Source organism: Streptomyces sp. AgN23, assembly GCF_001598115.1.
GTDB classification, from domain to species: Bacteria; Actinomycetota; Actinomycetes; order Streptomycetales; family Streptomycetaceae; genus Streptomyces; species Streptomyces antimycoticus.
Genome location: NZ_CP007153.1, coordinates 10,724,573 through 10,739,172 on the forward strand (window position 1 = coordinate 10,724,573; position 14,600 = coordinate 10,739,172).

Here is a 14,600-nt window from a genome sequence, read left to right on the forward strand (position 1 = left end):
ATGAGGGGCAACTTTCATTCTACGGAAGTCGATATCACGCATAGGGCCACTTTGCACAGGAAGGCTTGAGGAGGACACATGGGAGCGCGACTGGCCGGGCTGCTGCCCTGCCAACTGGACGAGGAACAGGCGGAGGTCTACCGGGCCATCACCGGCGGCCCCCGCGCGGCCGGACCCCAGGCGTTCGCGCTGACCGATCCGGAGGGGCGGCTGCGCGGCCCGTTCAACGCGATGCTGCTCAGTCCGCCGGTGGGCCTCGCGGTCCAGGCCATCGGCGCGGCCGTGCGCTACGGCTCCGTGCTGGGCGACCGGGCTCGCGAGCTGGCGATCCTCGCCGTGGCCGCACACTGGAACAGCGCCTTCGAGCGCGCGGCCCACGAGGCCGTGGGCCGCGCGGCGGGCCTCACCGAGCGGGAGATGGCCGCACTGGGAACCGGAGCGGTGCCCGAACTCGCCGACCCCGTCGAGCGGGCCGTCCTGCAGGCAACCTCCGCACTGCTGAGCCATGGCGCCCTCAGCGACGAGGAGTACGCGGACATCGTGTCCGTGGTAGGAGAGCGGGCCTTGTTCGAACTGACGACCCTCGTCGGCTATTACGGCACCCTCGCCCTCCAGCTCCGCGTTTTCGCAGGTGAGGGGCCTTGACAGCCCGTAGAGACCCATAAATACTCACGTCACGTTCACCCAGCGAACTACACTTTCATTCATCGAAAGAAGGCAGGGAATCCCGTGAAATTGATCACCTTCGACGACGGACGGGTCGGCAGGCTGGAACTGGAAGAGCGGCTGGTACTCCCGCTGGAGGTGGGCAGCACCCGGGAGTACTTCGAGCGCGACGGCCAGGTGTCCGAGACCGGTGAGCGGCTCCGCCTGGACGACGTGAGGCTGCGCGCGCCGATCACGCCGAAGAAGTTCTTCCACACCTCCGGCAACTTCCGTGAGCACGAGGACGAGTCGAAGAACGTCGACTGGTCCCACCCCATGCACAAGGGGATCGTCTTCTTCCAGAACGTCGACGCGATCGTCGGCCCCGACGAACCGGTCATCTACCCCGAGCACCTGACCAGCGAGCTGGACTACGAGCTGGAGATCGCCGTCGTCATCGGCAAGCCCGGCAAGTTCTTCGGCGTCGACGACGCGCCCGACCACATCGCCGGGTACGTCGTCTTCAACGACATCACCGCCCGCGACATCCAGCGCCGCGAGATGGAGTCGGGGGTCTTCTCCTTCTGCAAGGCCATCGACACCTTCTGCCCCCTCGGCCCCTACATCGTGACCGCCGACGAGATCCCCGACCCGCAGAACCTCGACATGGAGCTGCGCGTCAACGGCGTGGTTCGGCAGAAGTCGAACACCAACCGCATGTCGGTCTCCATCCCCCACCTGGTCGCCTACCACTCCCCGCAGGGCTACAGCGCCGGCGACCTGCTCACCACCGGCACCGTCCAGGGCGTGGCCGGCTTCAGCGGCGACCCGGACATGTACCTCAAGCCGGGAGACGTCATCGAGGCCGAGGTCGAACGCCTTGGCGTGCTGCGCTCCCCGATCGTCGGCTGGACCGAGGGGCACGGCACCCCCGTACCCGAGAAGGTGGACTGGTGAGGCTGGGCGTACTCGACGGACGGGCCGTCGTCGTCCGCGGCGACCGGGCCGCCGACGTGGCCACCGCCTCGCGTGGGCTGCTGCCCGCCGACCCGATGGCGCTGCTGGAGGACTGGCCGCGGGTCCGCGACTGGGCCACCGAACTGCCCGAGGACGCCTACGACCCGACAGTCGATCCCGCCGCGCTCGGCGCACCGGTACCGCACCCCCGCCAGGTGTTCGCGGTCGCCCTCAACTACCCGCCGCACGCGGCGGAAGCCGGCTACACCCCGCCCGAGGAACCGCTGGTCTTCACCAAGTTCCCGGCGTGCATCACCGGCCCGCACACCACCGTCGCCCTCCCCGAGGGCAAGGTGGACTGGGAGGTCGAACTCGTCGCGGTGATCGGACGCGAGACCTACCGAGTGAGCGAGGACCGCGCCGCGGACGCGGTGGCCGGCCTGACCGTCGGCCAGGACCTGTCCGAACGCGTCTCCCAACTGCGAGGGAAGCCGGCCCAATTCAGCCTGGGCAAGTCCTTCCCCGGCTTCGGGCCCATCGGTCCGGCGCTGGTCACTCCTGACGAGTTCGACGACCCCGACGACCTGGAGATCACCGGACTGCTCAACGGGAAGGCCGTCCAGCACGACCGCACCAAGTCCATGATCTTCCCGGTGCCGGAGCTCATCGCCCGCCTCTCGGCCGTACTGCCCCTGTACCCGGGCGACCTGATCTTCACCGGCACCCCGGCCGGTGTCGGCAACCGCATGAACCCGCCGCGCTACCTCACCGCCGACGACGAACTCGTCAGCCGGATCGAGGGCATCGGCGAGATCCGCCAGCGTTTCACGGCCCCCGAAGACCTCTGAGCCTCGCGGCTCCCAAACCACTGCACCGTTAGACAAGGACCCGCATGTCCCCGCAGAAAACCCCCGTCCCCCGCCGTTTCGAGGGCCGCACCGTCCTGGTCACCGGCGCCGGCACCGGCTACGGCGCCGAGATCGCCGTCCGCGCGGCTCAGGAGGGCGCCCGCGTCGCCGTTCACTACCGCAGCTCCGCGGCGGGGGCCGACAAGACCGTCGCCCGCATCAAGGACGTCGGCGGTGAGGCGTTCACCGTGCAGGCCGACATCGCCGTGCACGCCGACGTCATCCGCATGGCCGACGAGGTCTTCGACCGCTTCCACGGCCTCGACGTGCTGGTCAACAACGTCGGCGACGTCGCGGGCGACCAGATGTCGTGGCGGGACCTCACCGAGGAGTCCATCGACCACGTGCTGGCCGTGGACGTCAAGGGAACCATGCTCTGCGTCCACGAGATCGGCTCCCGCATGCTGGAGCAGGGCCACGGCGCGATCGTCAACATCGGCTCCACCGTGATCGTGCGGGGCAGTGCCCGTGCGCCGCAGTACGCCGCCGCTAAGTACGGCATCCTCGGCATCACCAAGTCCTACGCCCAGGCGTTCGCACCCTTCGTACGGGTCAACACCTTCGCGCCCGGCTTCATCGAGACCCAGACGCTCCTCGACCGCGCGGACTGGAAGTCCGGCCGCCGCGAGGACATGATCGCCAAGACGCCGATGGGCCGCATCCCCGGCCCGGCCGAACTCGCCGGCACCGCCCTCTTCCTGGCCACCGACGACGCCTCCCACATGACCGGCGTCTACCTCAACGCCGACGGCGGCTTCAACATGATCGGCGCCTGACAAGGGCCCCCTGCAGACCGGGGGCGCGGCGGCCCGGTCAATGCCCTGATTCCCCTGTCGCGCTCCCACTCTCCCCTCTCTCCCACGGAAGGGCCTTTCATGGACAAGGTCTGTGCGAGCGCCGCGGAAGCGGTCGCCGACATCCCCGACGGCGCGTCCCTGGCTGTCGGCGGCTTCGGCCTCAGCGGCATCCCCGACACCCTCATCCACGCCCTGCACGAGCAGGGCGCCACAGGCCTGCAGGTGGTGTCGAACAACTGCGGCGTGGACGGGCAGGGCCTGGGTGTGCTGCTGGCCGCCGGCCGCATCGCGCGCGTGACGGGCAGTTACGTCGGTGAGAACAAGGAGTTCGCCCGCCAGTACCTCTCCGGCGGACTGGAGGTAGAGCTGGTCCCGCAGGGCACGCTCGCCGAACGGCTGCGGGCCGGCGGGGCGGGCATCCCCGCCTTCTACACCCCCGCAGGGGTGGGCACCCAGGTCGCCAACGGCGGACTGCCCTGGCGCTACGAGGCCGACGGGTCCATCGCCGTGGCCTCGCCGGCCAAGGAGATCCGTACTTTCGCCGACCGCCGCCATGTCCTGGAGCACGGCATCACCACCGACTTCGCCCTGGTACGGGCCTGGCGCGGAGACCGCCACGGCAACCTCGTCTTCCGCAAAGCGGCGGTCAACTTCAACCCGCTCGCCGCGATGGCCGGCCGGATCACCATCGCCGAGGTCGAAGAACTCGTGGAACCCGGCGAGTTGAACCCGGACGCAGTGCACCTGCCGGGCATCTACGTCCAGCGGGTGGTGGAACTGACGCCCACTCAGGCAGCCGACAAGCAGATCGAGAAGAGGACGGTAAGCCTCTGATGCCCTGGACCCGTGACCAGATGGCCGCCCGCGCGGCCGCTGAATTCACCGATGGCTCTTACGTCAACCTGGGCATCGGCCTGCCCACGCTGATCCCCGGACATCTGCCGCCCGGCCTGCACGTCGTGCTGCACTCGGAGAATGGCATCCTGGGCACCGGCCCCTACCCGACCGAGGACGAGGTCGACCCGGATCTGATCAACGCGGGCAAGGAGACGGTCACGGTGCTGCCCGGCGCCTCGTTCTTCGACTCGGCGCTGTCCTTCGGCATGATCCGGGGTGGTCACATCGATACCGCGGTGTTGGGTGCGATGCAGGTGTCGGCCTCGGGTGACCTGGCCAACTGGATGATCCCCGGCAAGATGGTCAAGGGCATGGGCGGGGCCATGGACCTGGTCCACGGTGCCCGCCGGGTCCTCGTGCTGATGGAACACACCGCCAAGGACGGCACCCCGAAGATCCTCACCGAGTGCACCCTGCCGCTGACCGGCGAACGGTGCGTCCATCGCATCATCACCGACCTCGGCGTCCTCGACATCACGCCCGACGGTCTGGCCCTCGTCGAGACCGCGCCGGGCGTCACCCTCGACGAGATCACTACGAAGACCGACGCGCCCCTGCGGGTCGACGTCGCCACCTCCGCCTTCTGAACACGCCGGATCAGCCCGCGGCGCCGGAAAGGTGTGGGGCTCGAATGATCGTCGCTCCTGGTCAAGCGACATAGCTGTACTCGTTGATCACGCCGCCGAGGGTGCGAGTGCGCAGGATTCTGCGGCTGGCCGGCTTCAGGACCGGAGGTGGTTGCGTCTGCTGCCGAATGAGCGACCGGAACAAGGATGCGGAGATCTTGTCTCTCCGACATCAGATCACGGTGCTCGAACGCCAACTCGGTGGTGCCCGAGTACGGTTCACTCCGGGCGACCGGGGGTTCCTGGCGGCGCTGCTGCACCGGCTACCGTTGCCGGTTCTGCGGCGTGTGCGGCTGCTCTGCGTCCTGGTACGGCGCTGCGCCGGCACCGCGACCTCGCCAGGCGCCGTCATGCCGCCCTACCGCCGCCCAAGCGACCCGGTCGACCTCGTACCGAGCGCTCCATCCGAATTCTGGTGCTGCGTCTGGCCAGGGAGAATCCAAGCTGGGGCTACAGGCGCCTGCATGGCGAGCTGCGCGTGCTGGGAGTGAAGGTGGCCGCGTCGACCGTCTGGAAGATCCTGAAGGATGCCGGCGTCGATCCGGCGCCCGGCCGGAGCTCCAGCACGTGGGCCGGCTTCCTGCGTTCCCAAGCCGACGCCCTCCTGGCGTGTGACTTCTTTGAGGCGGTCACCCTGTCCGGCGCGCGGATGTACGTACTCGCGGCGATCGAACACAGCAGTCGTCGCATCCGGGTCCTGGGCGCCACCGCACACCCGACCACATCCTGTGCCGCTCGAAAAGTCGTCGCTGCATGTCATGCCGCATATCTGTACTCGTTGATGACGCCACCGAGGATTCGGTTGCGTAGGACTTTGCGGGGGTTGAGGTCGTGCCCCGTGGCGGGTTGGTGGTCAGCGTCGGGCGGTAACTGGCTGCGGGCTTGATGGGGTCGGTGCTGGTTGTAGTGCTGCTCATAGGTTGCAAGGACCTGGCGGGCGTGGGCCTCGTTCATGATGAGGATGTGGTCGAGGGCTTCGCGTCGGATGCTGCCGATGATGCGTTCGCAGTGCGCGTTCATGCGGGGAGCTCGCGGGGCACTGTTCAGGATTTCCATGTCCTCGGCCTGGAAGACGGCGTCGAACGCCTCGCCGTACTTGCCGTCGCGCTCGCGCAGCAAGAAGCGCAGGGAATCGATACGTGGGCCCAAGCCGGAGGTGAGATTCCGCGCCTGCTGCACGGCCCAGTCCCGTGTCGGGCGAGCGGTGACCCCGGTGATGTGCAGCCGCCGGGTGCCGTGCTCGAGGAACACCAGCGCGTACAATCGCCTGCCGAGCGCGGTGTCGATGTGGAAGAAGTCTGCCGCGACGATGCCCTCGGCTTGCGTGGTCAGGAACTCGCGCCAGGTAGGACCAGCGCGGCGCGGCGTCGGATCGACGCCCGCCGCATGCAGGATCTGCCAGACCGTCGACGCGGCCATCCGATGCCCGAGTCGGGTCAGCTCACCATGGATCCGCCTGTGCCCCCACCTCGGATTCTCCCGGGCCAACCGCAGAACAAGCATCTTGATCGCTGCTGGGGCGGGTGGGCGTCCGCTGCGCCGGTGCGCGGTGTAGTCCCACTTCGCGGCGATGAACCTGCGGTGCCAGGCAAGCAAGGTGCCGGGAGTGACAGGGAAGACCTCGCGCCAGCGGCGCCGGGGTATCAGCCCGGACAGGGCAGCGAACCAGAACCGGTCAGCGGGCTCATAGCGGACCGTTCCGGCCAACTGGCGACGCAGGACGGCGTTCTCGTGCCGCAGCACCAGCAGTTCCGCCTCCTTCGTCGTCCCACGACGGAGGAGCACCGATGGAACCATCAGCAGCTTCCGAGTCACGCTGTACAGCAAGGACACGATCACGGAAGACATCATCCCAGCGGACTGACTGCTCCCCTGCCTACCTGCGGCGATGACTTTTCGAGCGGCACAGGTTCGTCGACCACGGCCCGGGCGGCACCGGTGAGGCGGTGACGGCCCTGCTCAGGCCGGGGAACGCGGGCTCGAACACGGCCGCCGACCACATCACCGCCACCCGCCTGGCGTTGGCCCAACTGCCGAAGAAGTACCGGCGCGGGCGCCGGACCCTGATACGCGCCGACTCCGCGGGCGGCACCCACGACTTCGTCGCCTGGCTCGCTCAGCGAGGCCGGTGGCTGTCCTACTCGGGCGGCATGGTGATCACCGAGGCGATCCACGAGCACGTGCTCAAGGTTCCGGCCTCGGCCTGGACGCCGGCCGTCGAGGCGGATGGCGAGATTCGTGACGGCGCCTGGGTCGCCGAACTCACCGGCGACGTCCTGAACGGCTGGCCGAGGGGCATGCGGCTGATCGTCCGGAAGGAACGGCCGCACCCGGGGGCCCAGTTGCGGCTCACGGACGCGGACGGCATGCGGCTGACCTGTTTCGCCTCCAACACCTCAAGCCGACCGATCGTCGAGCTCGAGCTCGAGCTCGAGCTCCGTCACCGGCTGCGGGCCCGGGCCGAGGACCGTATCCGGGCCGCCCGGGCCACCGGCCTGCGCAACCTCCCCCTGAAGCATGCAGCCCAGAACCGGATCTGGCTGGAGATCGTGCAGATCGCTTTCGACCTGCTGGCCTGGATGCCGATGCTCGCGCTGACCGGCAAGGCCAGGCTCTGGGAACCCCGCCGCCTGCGGCTGCGCCTGTTCACCATGGCCGGACAACTCGTCACCACCGGCCGCCGCCGGATCCTCCGCCTAGCCCGGCACTGGCCCTGGACCAGCCACATCACCGCCGCTCTCGAACGGCTCGCGCTCCTGCCGAACCCCGGCTGACCAAAGGTTTTCCCGTCCCTACGACAGCAGCTCAACAGCCGGAACAGTGGAACGCCCACCACGAGGCGACACTCGTGCCCTCGGCCAGCACAGCCTTCGCCCACGGCACGAAAACGGTCCACCGACTCCCGTCGGCGGACCGTCACGAAAGATCGAGGTTAGGGCGAGGTGGTACGGCGTGGGCCTGGAGGGCGGACGACGGGGAGGTCGTTGCGGTCCTCGTCGTCGGCGAGTGCGTCGGCCGGCAGGCGGCGGTAGCGGTGCAGGAGGGCGGCCAGTCGCTCGGGCTCGACGACGGTTGTGGCTACCAGCGCGGCCAGCAGTTCGGCGCGGGAGGTGCGTTCCCCGGCTGCCGCACAGGCACGGACCAGGATGTTCAGCCTGCGGTCGACGTCCCCGGGCCAGGTCACCGAGGTCGTGCGGTGCTTTTGGTGGCACAGCAATTCCATGGCGCCCCCTCGGTGACAGTTACCCATAACGAATATATATTGCGCGTATGGTGAGGCTGCTGCAAGACCGTCAGGCATCCACCGTGCTCGAGTCCGTGCCGAGTGCGGTGCAGGTGGCGGGCCGGGTGCTGCAGCCGACGCCGGTCTTCGACACCTATTGGCGTTTCGCCTCGGCCCGGCAGGCCGTGTACGAGGCCCGTCTGGCGGGCCGGAGCCAGCCGTGGACCGACCTTCAACAAGGAATCCACCTGGCGGCTGCTGACCCGCGGCCTGGGGGACGTCTGCTGGGAGACTTACGACTACCGCAGCTACGACCGGGTGCTGTCAGCCGCGTTCGCGCGGGGGGAGCGCCTGTACTCGGCGGCCTGCATCGTGCCCCCGCCGCAGTTGGGAGAGGACCGCAAGCACCGCAACCATCTGCGGCTGCTGGAGATGATGATGACCTCCGGGGCAGCCGAGCGCGTTGCGGAAGCGGCGACGATGCGCCAGGCCTACGAGGTGCTCCTCAGCTATCCGGCCATCGGCCCGTTTCTGGCCTACCAGTTCACCATCGACCTCAACTACGCGCCGCAGCTCGCGTTTTCTGAGATGGACTTCGTCGTGCCCGGGGCCGGAGCGCGCGATGGAATCCGGAAGTGCTTCGGCCCTGCCGCTGACGGTATCGAGGCGGATCTCATCCGCTACATGGCCGACTCCCAGCGTGACCACTTCGACCGCCTGCAGCTGCCCTTCGCCGAGCTGAAGGGGCGGCCGTTGCAGCTGATCGATTGCCGGAACCTGTTCTGCGAGGTTGACAAGTACGCGCGAGTGGCCCACCCGGAGATCGCCGGCATCAGCGGCCGCACGCGGATCAAGCAGGCCTACCGCCTGGATGCCGCACCGCTGCGGGCCTGGTTCCCGCCCAAGTGGGGCCTGAACACATAGTCCCGCGCGGCGCCATCGCCCTCCGCGGGCGCCCGGGAGCCGTCTGGCTCATCCCAGGCGATGTGGTTGGTCAGGCCCCGAGGCCGAACAGTGGTGTGGTCAGTGTGTGCTGGAGGGCGCTGAGCTCGGACTTGGTGCAGTCCAGGCGGGCGCATCCGGCCATGACGGTCAGCGTGCCCGGCGTGAGCTGGGTGTGCCGGGCGACCCAGGCGTACAGGTGCCCCAGGGCGAGGTAGTTGCCGTAGGCACGGTCGAACATGTAGTGGCTGCGGTAGTAGGCGGCCAGGTGCACGGTGTCGGTGGCACTGTCGAACTGGAAGGAGCAGTGGCTCAGGCAGGGAAAGTCCAGCGTCTGGGTGTCCAGGGCCGCGGCCCTGATCACGGCCTCGGTGCTGACGCCGGTCGGTACCGGTTCTTCCTCCTGCGGGGCGTCGTCGTCTGTGACATGGGCGGTGCCGGCCTCGTAGACGGCGCTCCACTTCGCGGAGGAGCGGAGCTTGTCCAGCCGCCGGATGACGCGGGCGAGCTGGTCGACCGGTTCCGGCTTGTCGTAGGTGCCCGGGTAGGCGACGAGCCGTCCGAAGTAGGTTCCGCGCGCGTTGCGCCTTACCTCACACAGCCGGGGATACAGCGCCCGGTAGCGGCTGGTCAGCTCCTGGTGAGTGTCGCAGGTCGCGGCGAGCTCGACGGGAAAGAGGGTGTTGACGACAGTGTCGACGGGGTAGAGCAGGGGCTTGGTGCGAGCGGCGCGCAGCCGGTCGAGTTCTGCGCGCAGGTGCGGATCCTCCTGCAGCGGATTGGTGATGCGGACGACCGTGTGGAAGGCCCTGTTTTCCGGCAGTCCGGCGAGGCGGGTGCAGGCTTCCAGCCACGCACGGGAGACGTCAGGGGGCTCGACGATGAACGCGTGCATCGGCTCGCTCCTTGATCGGCGGGTGGGTAGGGCCCGTGCGGTGGTGGGGGCCGTCAACCCCAGAAGTGGTCGGAGCCTTTAGTGCGTGTTTTCGAACTCTCCTCGTCTCACGTGGGCTGGTTCGCTGGGATACGGCTGGCGCGATCGTGAACTCGGCACTTCGAGACCCTGAGAGCCCATCGCCTGTGTCTGGGATGCTCCGGGACGGCCACGACAGGTGAGCCCTCCTTTGTGCCTATGCGCTGGGGCGTGAAAAGTGCACCGGTCCGCCCGATGAATGTCAGTAGTGCGCGCACTTGCAGGTGCGAGTCACCATGCGCTCGCCCTGACGGGTGAATGAATATTCTGCCTATTGCGGCCAGATATTAGTTCGGTGGTTACTTAAGTGGAGGTATCCGAGTAAGCGGGTTGCCCTTTCTGGGTGTGACTTGGCGTGCGCTGTTCGTGGCCGTAACCGCTGATGGACGACAGGTGGGCCCACGGTCTTGCGCAATCTGTCTCGCGACTCGCATCAAATCAAAGGAGACGTCATGGCGCCCTTCATCACGTCGATCAGCCCTACCCAGAGCCATCACGCTGTCCCCATGACCATCACGGGAACGGGGCTGTCGAGGGTGATCAGAGTCAATTTCGGCACCAGGCCAGTCACGCCGACCAGTGTCACCAGCACGACCGTGACCTGTATGATCCCGGAACTGCCTGCTGGCCAGTACAACGTCTCTGTGACCGACGGGAGCCTGACGAGCAACTCGCTGCCGTTCTATTACATCGGCCCGCCGAAGGTCACTTCCGTAACCCCCAACACAGGGCCTCTCACCGCGACGTCCCTGTCCGTCTTCGGCGAAAATCTGGTTACCACGACCTCCGTGGCCTTCGGCGATGCGGGGGTCGCAACTGACGTGGTCATCGCATCAAACACCACGCTCACTGTGGTCACACCTGAGCATGCGCCCCTTGAACCCGGTACCTGCACAGACACTGTGGACGTCGTTGTCACTACCGCTGGTGGCACCAGCTTCTCCACTGGCGCAGGGAGTCAGTACACCTATTACGACGCCCCGGTGGTCACGGGTATGCGGCCTTCATCGGCGTCGGTCGGCTCAACTTTCACCCTCTCCGGTTCCTGCCTGCTGGGGGCCACCAGGGTGACGTTCACTCCAACCGCAGGAGGTCAATTACTCCAAGCCGACTACGTTGTCCTCTCTCCCGCACAGATCAGCGCTATCGTCCCGCCCCACCTTTCTCAGAACACCTACAACGTCCGGGTCACCACCCCAGGGTGGCCAAAGCCCCATCACTCCCGAGACGGTATTCACAGTGATCGGCTGACAGCGCGCAGTTCCGCATCATGCGGCTGACTCCGCAAACCAATACACAGATAGGGAAGGGCTGGAACTGGTCTCGATCCTTGGCCCCAGGCCCGAGGAGTGGACGGGCAGTTAAGCGTCGGCTGGCGCCGGTTTCCTCGGCCAGCTGGGGGTGGCGCCTTTCCGGGCCAGGCGCCTGCTCATGAGGGTGATGGCAGCCCAGGTGATCAGCGTCTCGGAGTGCTGGACGAGGCGTTCGTAGTCCCGGGCATGCCGGCGCGCGTGCATCATCCACGCAAGACTGCGTTCGACGACCCATCGACGAGGCAGTACGACGAAGCCGGAGGCGTCCTTGGGGCGGCTGACCGGTTTGATCGTCAGATTGAGGTGCTGTTTCGCCCAGTCGACGAGCTTGCCGGCGTAGGCGGAGTCGGCCCACACAATCGTGATCTCAGGGTGCATCAGACGGAGTCGGAAGAGGACTTCCTTGGCCGCGGCCGCGTCGTGCAGGTCGGCTGGGGTGACCATGACCAGCAGGGGCAGGCCGCGTGTGTCGACGACCATGTGGCGTTTGCGGCCGTTGATCTTCTTGCCCGCGTCGTAGCCGCGGGAGTCGCGACTGACGGTCTCGGCGGCCTGGACGCTTTGGGAGTCGATGACGGTGGCGACCGCGCGGGGCCCTTTGCCCATCTCGCGGCGGATTCGGCCGGCCAGGTGGTCGCGGATCTGACCGATGACGCCGATGGCGGCGCACCGGGCCAGTGAAGTAGGCCGCCGGCGAGGTGCCCGTGGTGCGGGTCCTTTTCCGACGGCCCCTTCCCGAACGGTGCGGGAGGTTGGGTAGGCCGCCAGCGAGGTGCCTGTGACCAGGTCCTTTTCCGACGGCCCCCCACCGAACCCACCGTGCTAGATTTCCCAGCAGTGGGCTCTCCAGTGCCTTTTCTTCTTCTCATGAGTTCTGCCGCGAGCGACTCGCACCGTAGTGGATGTCCTCGTGGCAGACGCGGCAGACGACCAGGGTCTTCCGACGGCGCGCGGCCATCATCTGGGCCCAGGCGGGCTTGGCGGCCCGCCCCCGGACATTCAGGTCTTTGAGGTGCCGGATGTGGTGCACTTCGACACCGTCATGGGACCCGCACATCTCGCAGGTGTCGGCGAGCAGGCGCTTGACCACTTCGTTGCGCGCGCTGTTCCACACCTGCGTCGGGTGATCGTCGAGGCTGCCGATCCTGATCTTGCGCTTCAGCGAGACTCCGCCCCACTGCGCCACCAACGGCTGTCGTCCTTCGCCGCGTTCGACGGTGACCTGGAGTCCCCGGCGGGGACCCTGGTCGGTCTTCAGCACGGTACTGTAGCGCCGGTAGATCCTGGAGACACGGACGCGGTACTTCCGCGCGAGCGTCTTGACCAGGGAGCGCTGCATCACGTACTTCAGCCGCCCTAAGCGGTGGAGGTTGAAGGCGAGCTGGTAGTAACCGGCGATCCCACGGAACTCGGCCTGGTACTGGGCGACGATGGAGAAGTCGCTGTTGACCGTGCGTTCGGTCCGCCGGATCGGTCGGCCATGGTGCATGTAGAGACGGCACTTGGCGCGGATAACGTCAGCAGGCACTTTCAGCCCGATCTGCGCGTTGATGCTGCGGTGACCGCGCTGGTCGTGCTTGGTGTCGTTGTCCAAGACCACGATCTCGTAGCCGAGGAACCGGGCGGCACTCGTCCGCCCGTGCGTGATCAGGGTCTTCTCCTCGGACAGCTCCAGCTTGAGCTCGTCGTGCAGGAACCGGCCGATGTCGGCCTTGATCTCCTCGGCTTCCCGCTTCGGTCCGGTGAACCCGAGCAGCCAGTCGTCCGCGTAACGGCAGTAGTTCAGCCGACGGTAGCCCGGATCATCAGGATCGCGGGAGGGCATGGTCTTCATCTGCCTGCGCAGAGCCCGACCCGCCTCCAACTCCCCTTGCTGTTCCAGACGGAAGGCGCGCTGCCACAGCCGCATGTATGGACGATACGGCGTGCGCCGGGCTCCCCGGTTGTAAGCGGGCAGCAGGTTCGTCTCGATGTACTTGTCCAGCCGGTCCAGGTAGATGTTGGACAGGATCGGCGAGATCACGCCGCCTTGCGGCGAACCGCTCAACGTCGCGTGATAGCGCCACTGTTCCAGATACCCGGCCCGGAGCAGTCCGCCGGTCAACCGTAAGAAACGGTTGTCGTGGATCTTCTCCGCCAGGATCGACAGCAGGACCTCATGGTCCAGACTGTCGAAACAGGCTTTGATGTCCCCCTCGACGAACCATGTACTGCCCCGCCAGCCGGGATAGATCGATTGCAGGGCGGTGTGACAGCCCCGGCCGGGCCGAAATCCGTGGGAGTGATCGGAGAACTGCGGCTCGTAATACGCCTCAAGCAACAGGCGCATCACCTCTTGCAGCAGCTTGTCCGACCACGTCGGCAGACCCAAACCGCGCCGACTCTTCGTCCTTCCCTTCTTCTCGATGTAGACGCGGCGCGTCGGTGACCAGCGATAACGCTCACTGCGGAGCGCATCGATGATCGCCTGGATCTTCTCCAGGCGCATGCCGTCCACGGTCTCGGCCGTGACGCCGGGCGTCATCGCACCGTCGTTGCGGTAGATCCGCCCGTAGGCGAGCAGGTACAACTCCCGGTTGAACAAGCATCGGTAGAGACGTTCCAGCGGCAGACCTCGCCTGCCGCGTTCACGGATGATCCCCAGAAGGGCTTCGGCGCTCTGCATTTCGCATACCTCGCCATCGTGAAGATCTGTTGACACCTGGGGTCCTTCGCCCGTGTAGACGGCTTTCCCGTCCTCCCTGGTCGGGCGTTACTCCGACGACTACTACGACCCCTCCGTAGCCATAGGGCTCGCGCCCCGTAGGCCATCCCGTATTCCTCTTGCGCTGGACGTATCGAGCGTGACGTAGGCGGCCCGGTCCGTCCCCTTGAGCGAACTCACTGTCCGCCGCCCGCCGGCCGGAAGGGTTGAGACGGCAAAAGTCAGGACCGTCCGATGCCGACGGCTGCGACCTCAGGCGTCGTGTCGCAGGGTGTGCGTCTTCCACCGCTGGTGACTGGGCTTCAAGCAGTGTGGCCTTCGCCGTATCACGCGGGCCTTGCGCGGCAGCGCCTTCGACGCCTTCTCGATGCTCCACGCTTTCCCGCCATGCTGTTGTCCCCTCGCGCTTTCGCGTCCAGGTAAGGCGGGTGGCCCCAAGGTCACCTCCTTCCGAACCTCGGCCCCCTGCGGGGGCGATCCAGCGCCGAGTGAAACGGCGCACGCTTATGACCGCATCCGGCTCTCCAGTGCCTTTTCCTTATGAGTTCTGCCGCGAGGGGCGTCCGCTGTAGTGGATTCCTTCGTGACAGACTCGGCAGACGACCAGAGTCTTCC

Annotated in this window: 11 protein-coding genes and 4 pseudogenes; 10 read left to right on the forward strand and 5 right to left on the reverse strand. The window is 67.1% G+C overall.

Annotation, left to right across the window (positions count from 1 at the left end; genetic code table 11):
• The first annotated feature begins 78 nt into the window (after nucleotides 1-78).
• The 7 genes and pseudogenes from AS97_RS46005 to AS97_RS48360 form a co-directional block, all read left to right on the forward strand.
• Nucleotides 79-645: a carboxymuconolactone decarboxylase family protein gene (locus AS97_RS46005; RefSeq protein ID WP_210567036.1), complete on the forward strand. Its 567-nt coding sequence runs from the start codon at nucleotides 79-81 to the stop codon at nucleotides 643-645.
• 84 nt (nucleotides 646-729) lie between these two features.
• Nucleotides 730-1,602 carry a fumarylacetoacetate hydrolase family protein gene (locus tag AS97_RS46010; protein WP_210567037.1) on the forward strand — a complete coding sequence of 291 codons (873 nt, stop codon included), beginning with the start codon at nucleotides 730-732 and terminating at the stop codon, nucleotides 1,600-1,602.
• Nucleotides 1,599-2,450, forward strand: a complete 852-nt coding sequence (locus AS97_RS46015) for a fumarylacetoacetate hydrolase family protein (RefSeq protein ID WP_210567038.1) — start codon at nucleotides 1,599-1,601, stop codon at nucleotides 2,448-2,450. Before AS97_RS46010 ends, AS97_RS46015 begins: the two co-directional genes overlap by 4 nt.
• A 44-nt stretch (nucleotides 2,451-2,494) precedes the next feature.
• Nucleotides 2,495-3,286, forward strand: a complete 792-nt coding sequence (locus tag AS97_RS46020; protein ID WP_210567039.1) for an SDR family oxidoreductase — start codon at nucleotides 2,495-2,497, stop codon at nucleotides 3,284-3,286.
• A 99-nt stretch (nucleotides 3,287-3,385) separates the two neighbouring features.
• A complete protein-coding gene (locus AS97_RS46025) occupies nucleotides 3,386-4,141 on the forward strand; it encodes a CoA transferase subunit A (RefSeq protein WP_210567040.1) in 756 nt (251 codons plus the stop codon).
• Nucleotides 4,141-4,791 carry a CoA transferase subunit B gene (locus tag AS97_RS46030; RefSeq protein WP_210567041.1) on the forward strand — a complete coding sequence of 217 codons (651 nt, stop codon included), beginning with the start codon at nucleotides 4,141-4,143 and terminating at the stop codon, nucleotides 4,789-4,791. The genes AS97_RS46025 and AS97_RS46030 overlap by 1 nt, the downstream gene beginning before the upstream one ends.
• 167 nt (nucleotides 4,792-4,958) lie before the next feature.
• Nucleotides 4,959-5,557, forward strand: a pseudogene (locus AS97_RS48360) (helix-turn-helix domain-containing protein); the annotation flags it as partial.
• Between the two features lie 29 nt (nucleotides 5,558-5,586).
• On the opposite strand, the gene AS97_RS46035 reads toward AS97_RS48360, so the two are convergent.
• The gene (locus AS97_RS46035; RefSeq protein ID WP_210567042.1) at nucleotides 5,587-6,669 is read right to left on the reverse strand and encodes an integrase core domain-containing protein; all 1,083 of its coding nucleotides are present in this window, start codon (nucleotides 6,667-6,669) and stop codon (nucleotides 5,587-5,589) included.
• 71 nt (nucleotides 6,670-6,740) lie between these two features.
• On the opposite strand from AS97_RS46035, the pseudogene AS97_RS46040 reads away from it, so the two are divergent.
• Nucleotides 6,741-7,604 (forward strand): annotated as a pseudogene (locus AS97_RS46040) (IS1380 family transposase); the annotation flags it as partial.
• Nucleotides 7,605-7,762: 158 nt separating this feature from the next.
• On the opposite strand, the gene AS97_RS46045 reads toward AS97_RS46040, so the two are convergent.
• Nucleotides 7,763-8,053, reverse strand: a complete 291-nt coding sequence (locus AS97_RS46045; protein WP_210567043.1) for a hypothetical protein — start codon at nucleotides 8,051-8,053, stop codon at nucleotides 7,763-7,765.
• A gap of 47 nt (nucleotides 8,054-8,100) precedes the next feature.
• Between AS97_RS46045 and AS97_RS46050 the strand changes: the two are divergent.
• Nucleotides 8,101-8,977, forward strand: a pseudogene (locus AS97_RS46050) (nucleotide kinase domain-containing protein).
• 70 nt (nucleotides 8,978-9,047) lie between these two features.
• Here AS97_RS46050 and AS97_RS46055 read toward each other — a convergent pair.
• On the reverse strand, nucleotides 9,048-9,890 hold the full coding sequence (locus AS97_RS46055) for a hypothetical protein (RefSeq protein WP_210567044.1): 843 nt from the start codon (nucleotides 9,888-9,890) through the stop codon (nucleotides 9,048-9,050).
• A gap of 530 nt (nucleotides 9,891-10,420) precedes the next feature.
• Here AS97_RS46055 and AS97_RS46060 point away from each other — a divergent pair.
• Nucleotides 10,421-11,248 carry an IPT/TIG domain-containing protein gene (locus AS97_RS46060; RefSeq protein ID WP_210567045.1) on the forward strand — a complete coding sequence of 276 codons (828 nt, stop codon included), beginning with the start codon at nucleotides 10,421-10,423 and terminating at the stop codon, nucleotides 11,246-11,248.
• Between the two features lie 84 nt (nucleotides 11,249-11,332).
• On the opposite strand, the pseudogene AS97_RS46065 reads toward AS97_RS46060, so the two are convergent.
• Nucleotides 11,333-11,959: pseudogene (locus AS97_RS46065) on the reverse strand (transposase); the annotation flags it as partial.
• Between the two features lie 187 nt (nucleotides 11,960-12,146).
• Nucleotides 12,147-13,946, reverse strand: coding sequence for a reverse transcriptase/maturase family protein (locus tag AS97_RS46070; RefSeq protein ID WP_125762086.1), 1,800 nt, complete (start codon nucleotides 13,944-13,946; stop codon nucleotides 12,147-12,149).
• Between the last annotated feature and the right edge of the window lie 654 nt (nucleotides 13,947-14,600).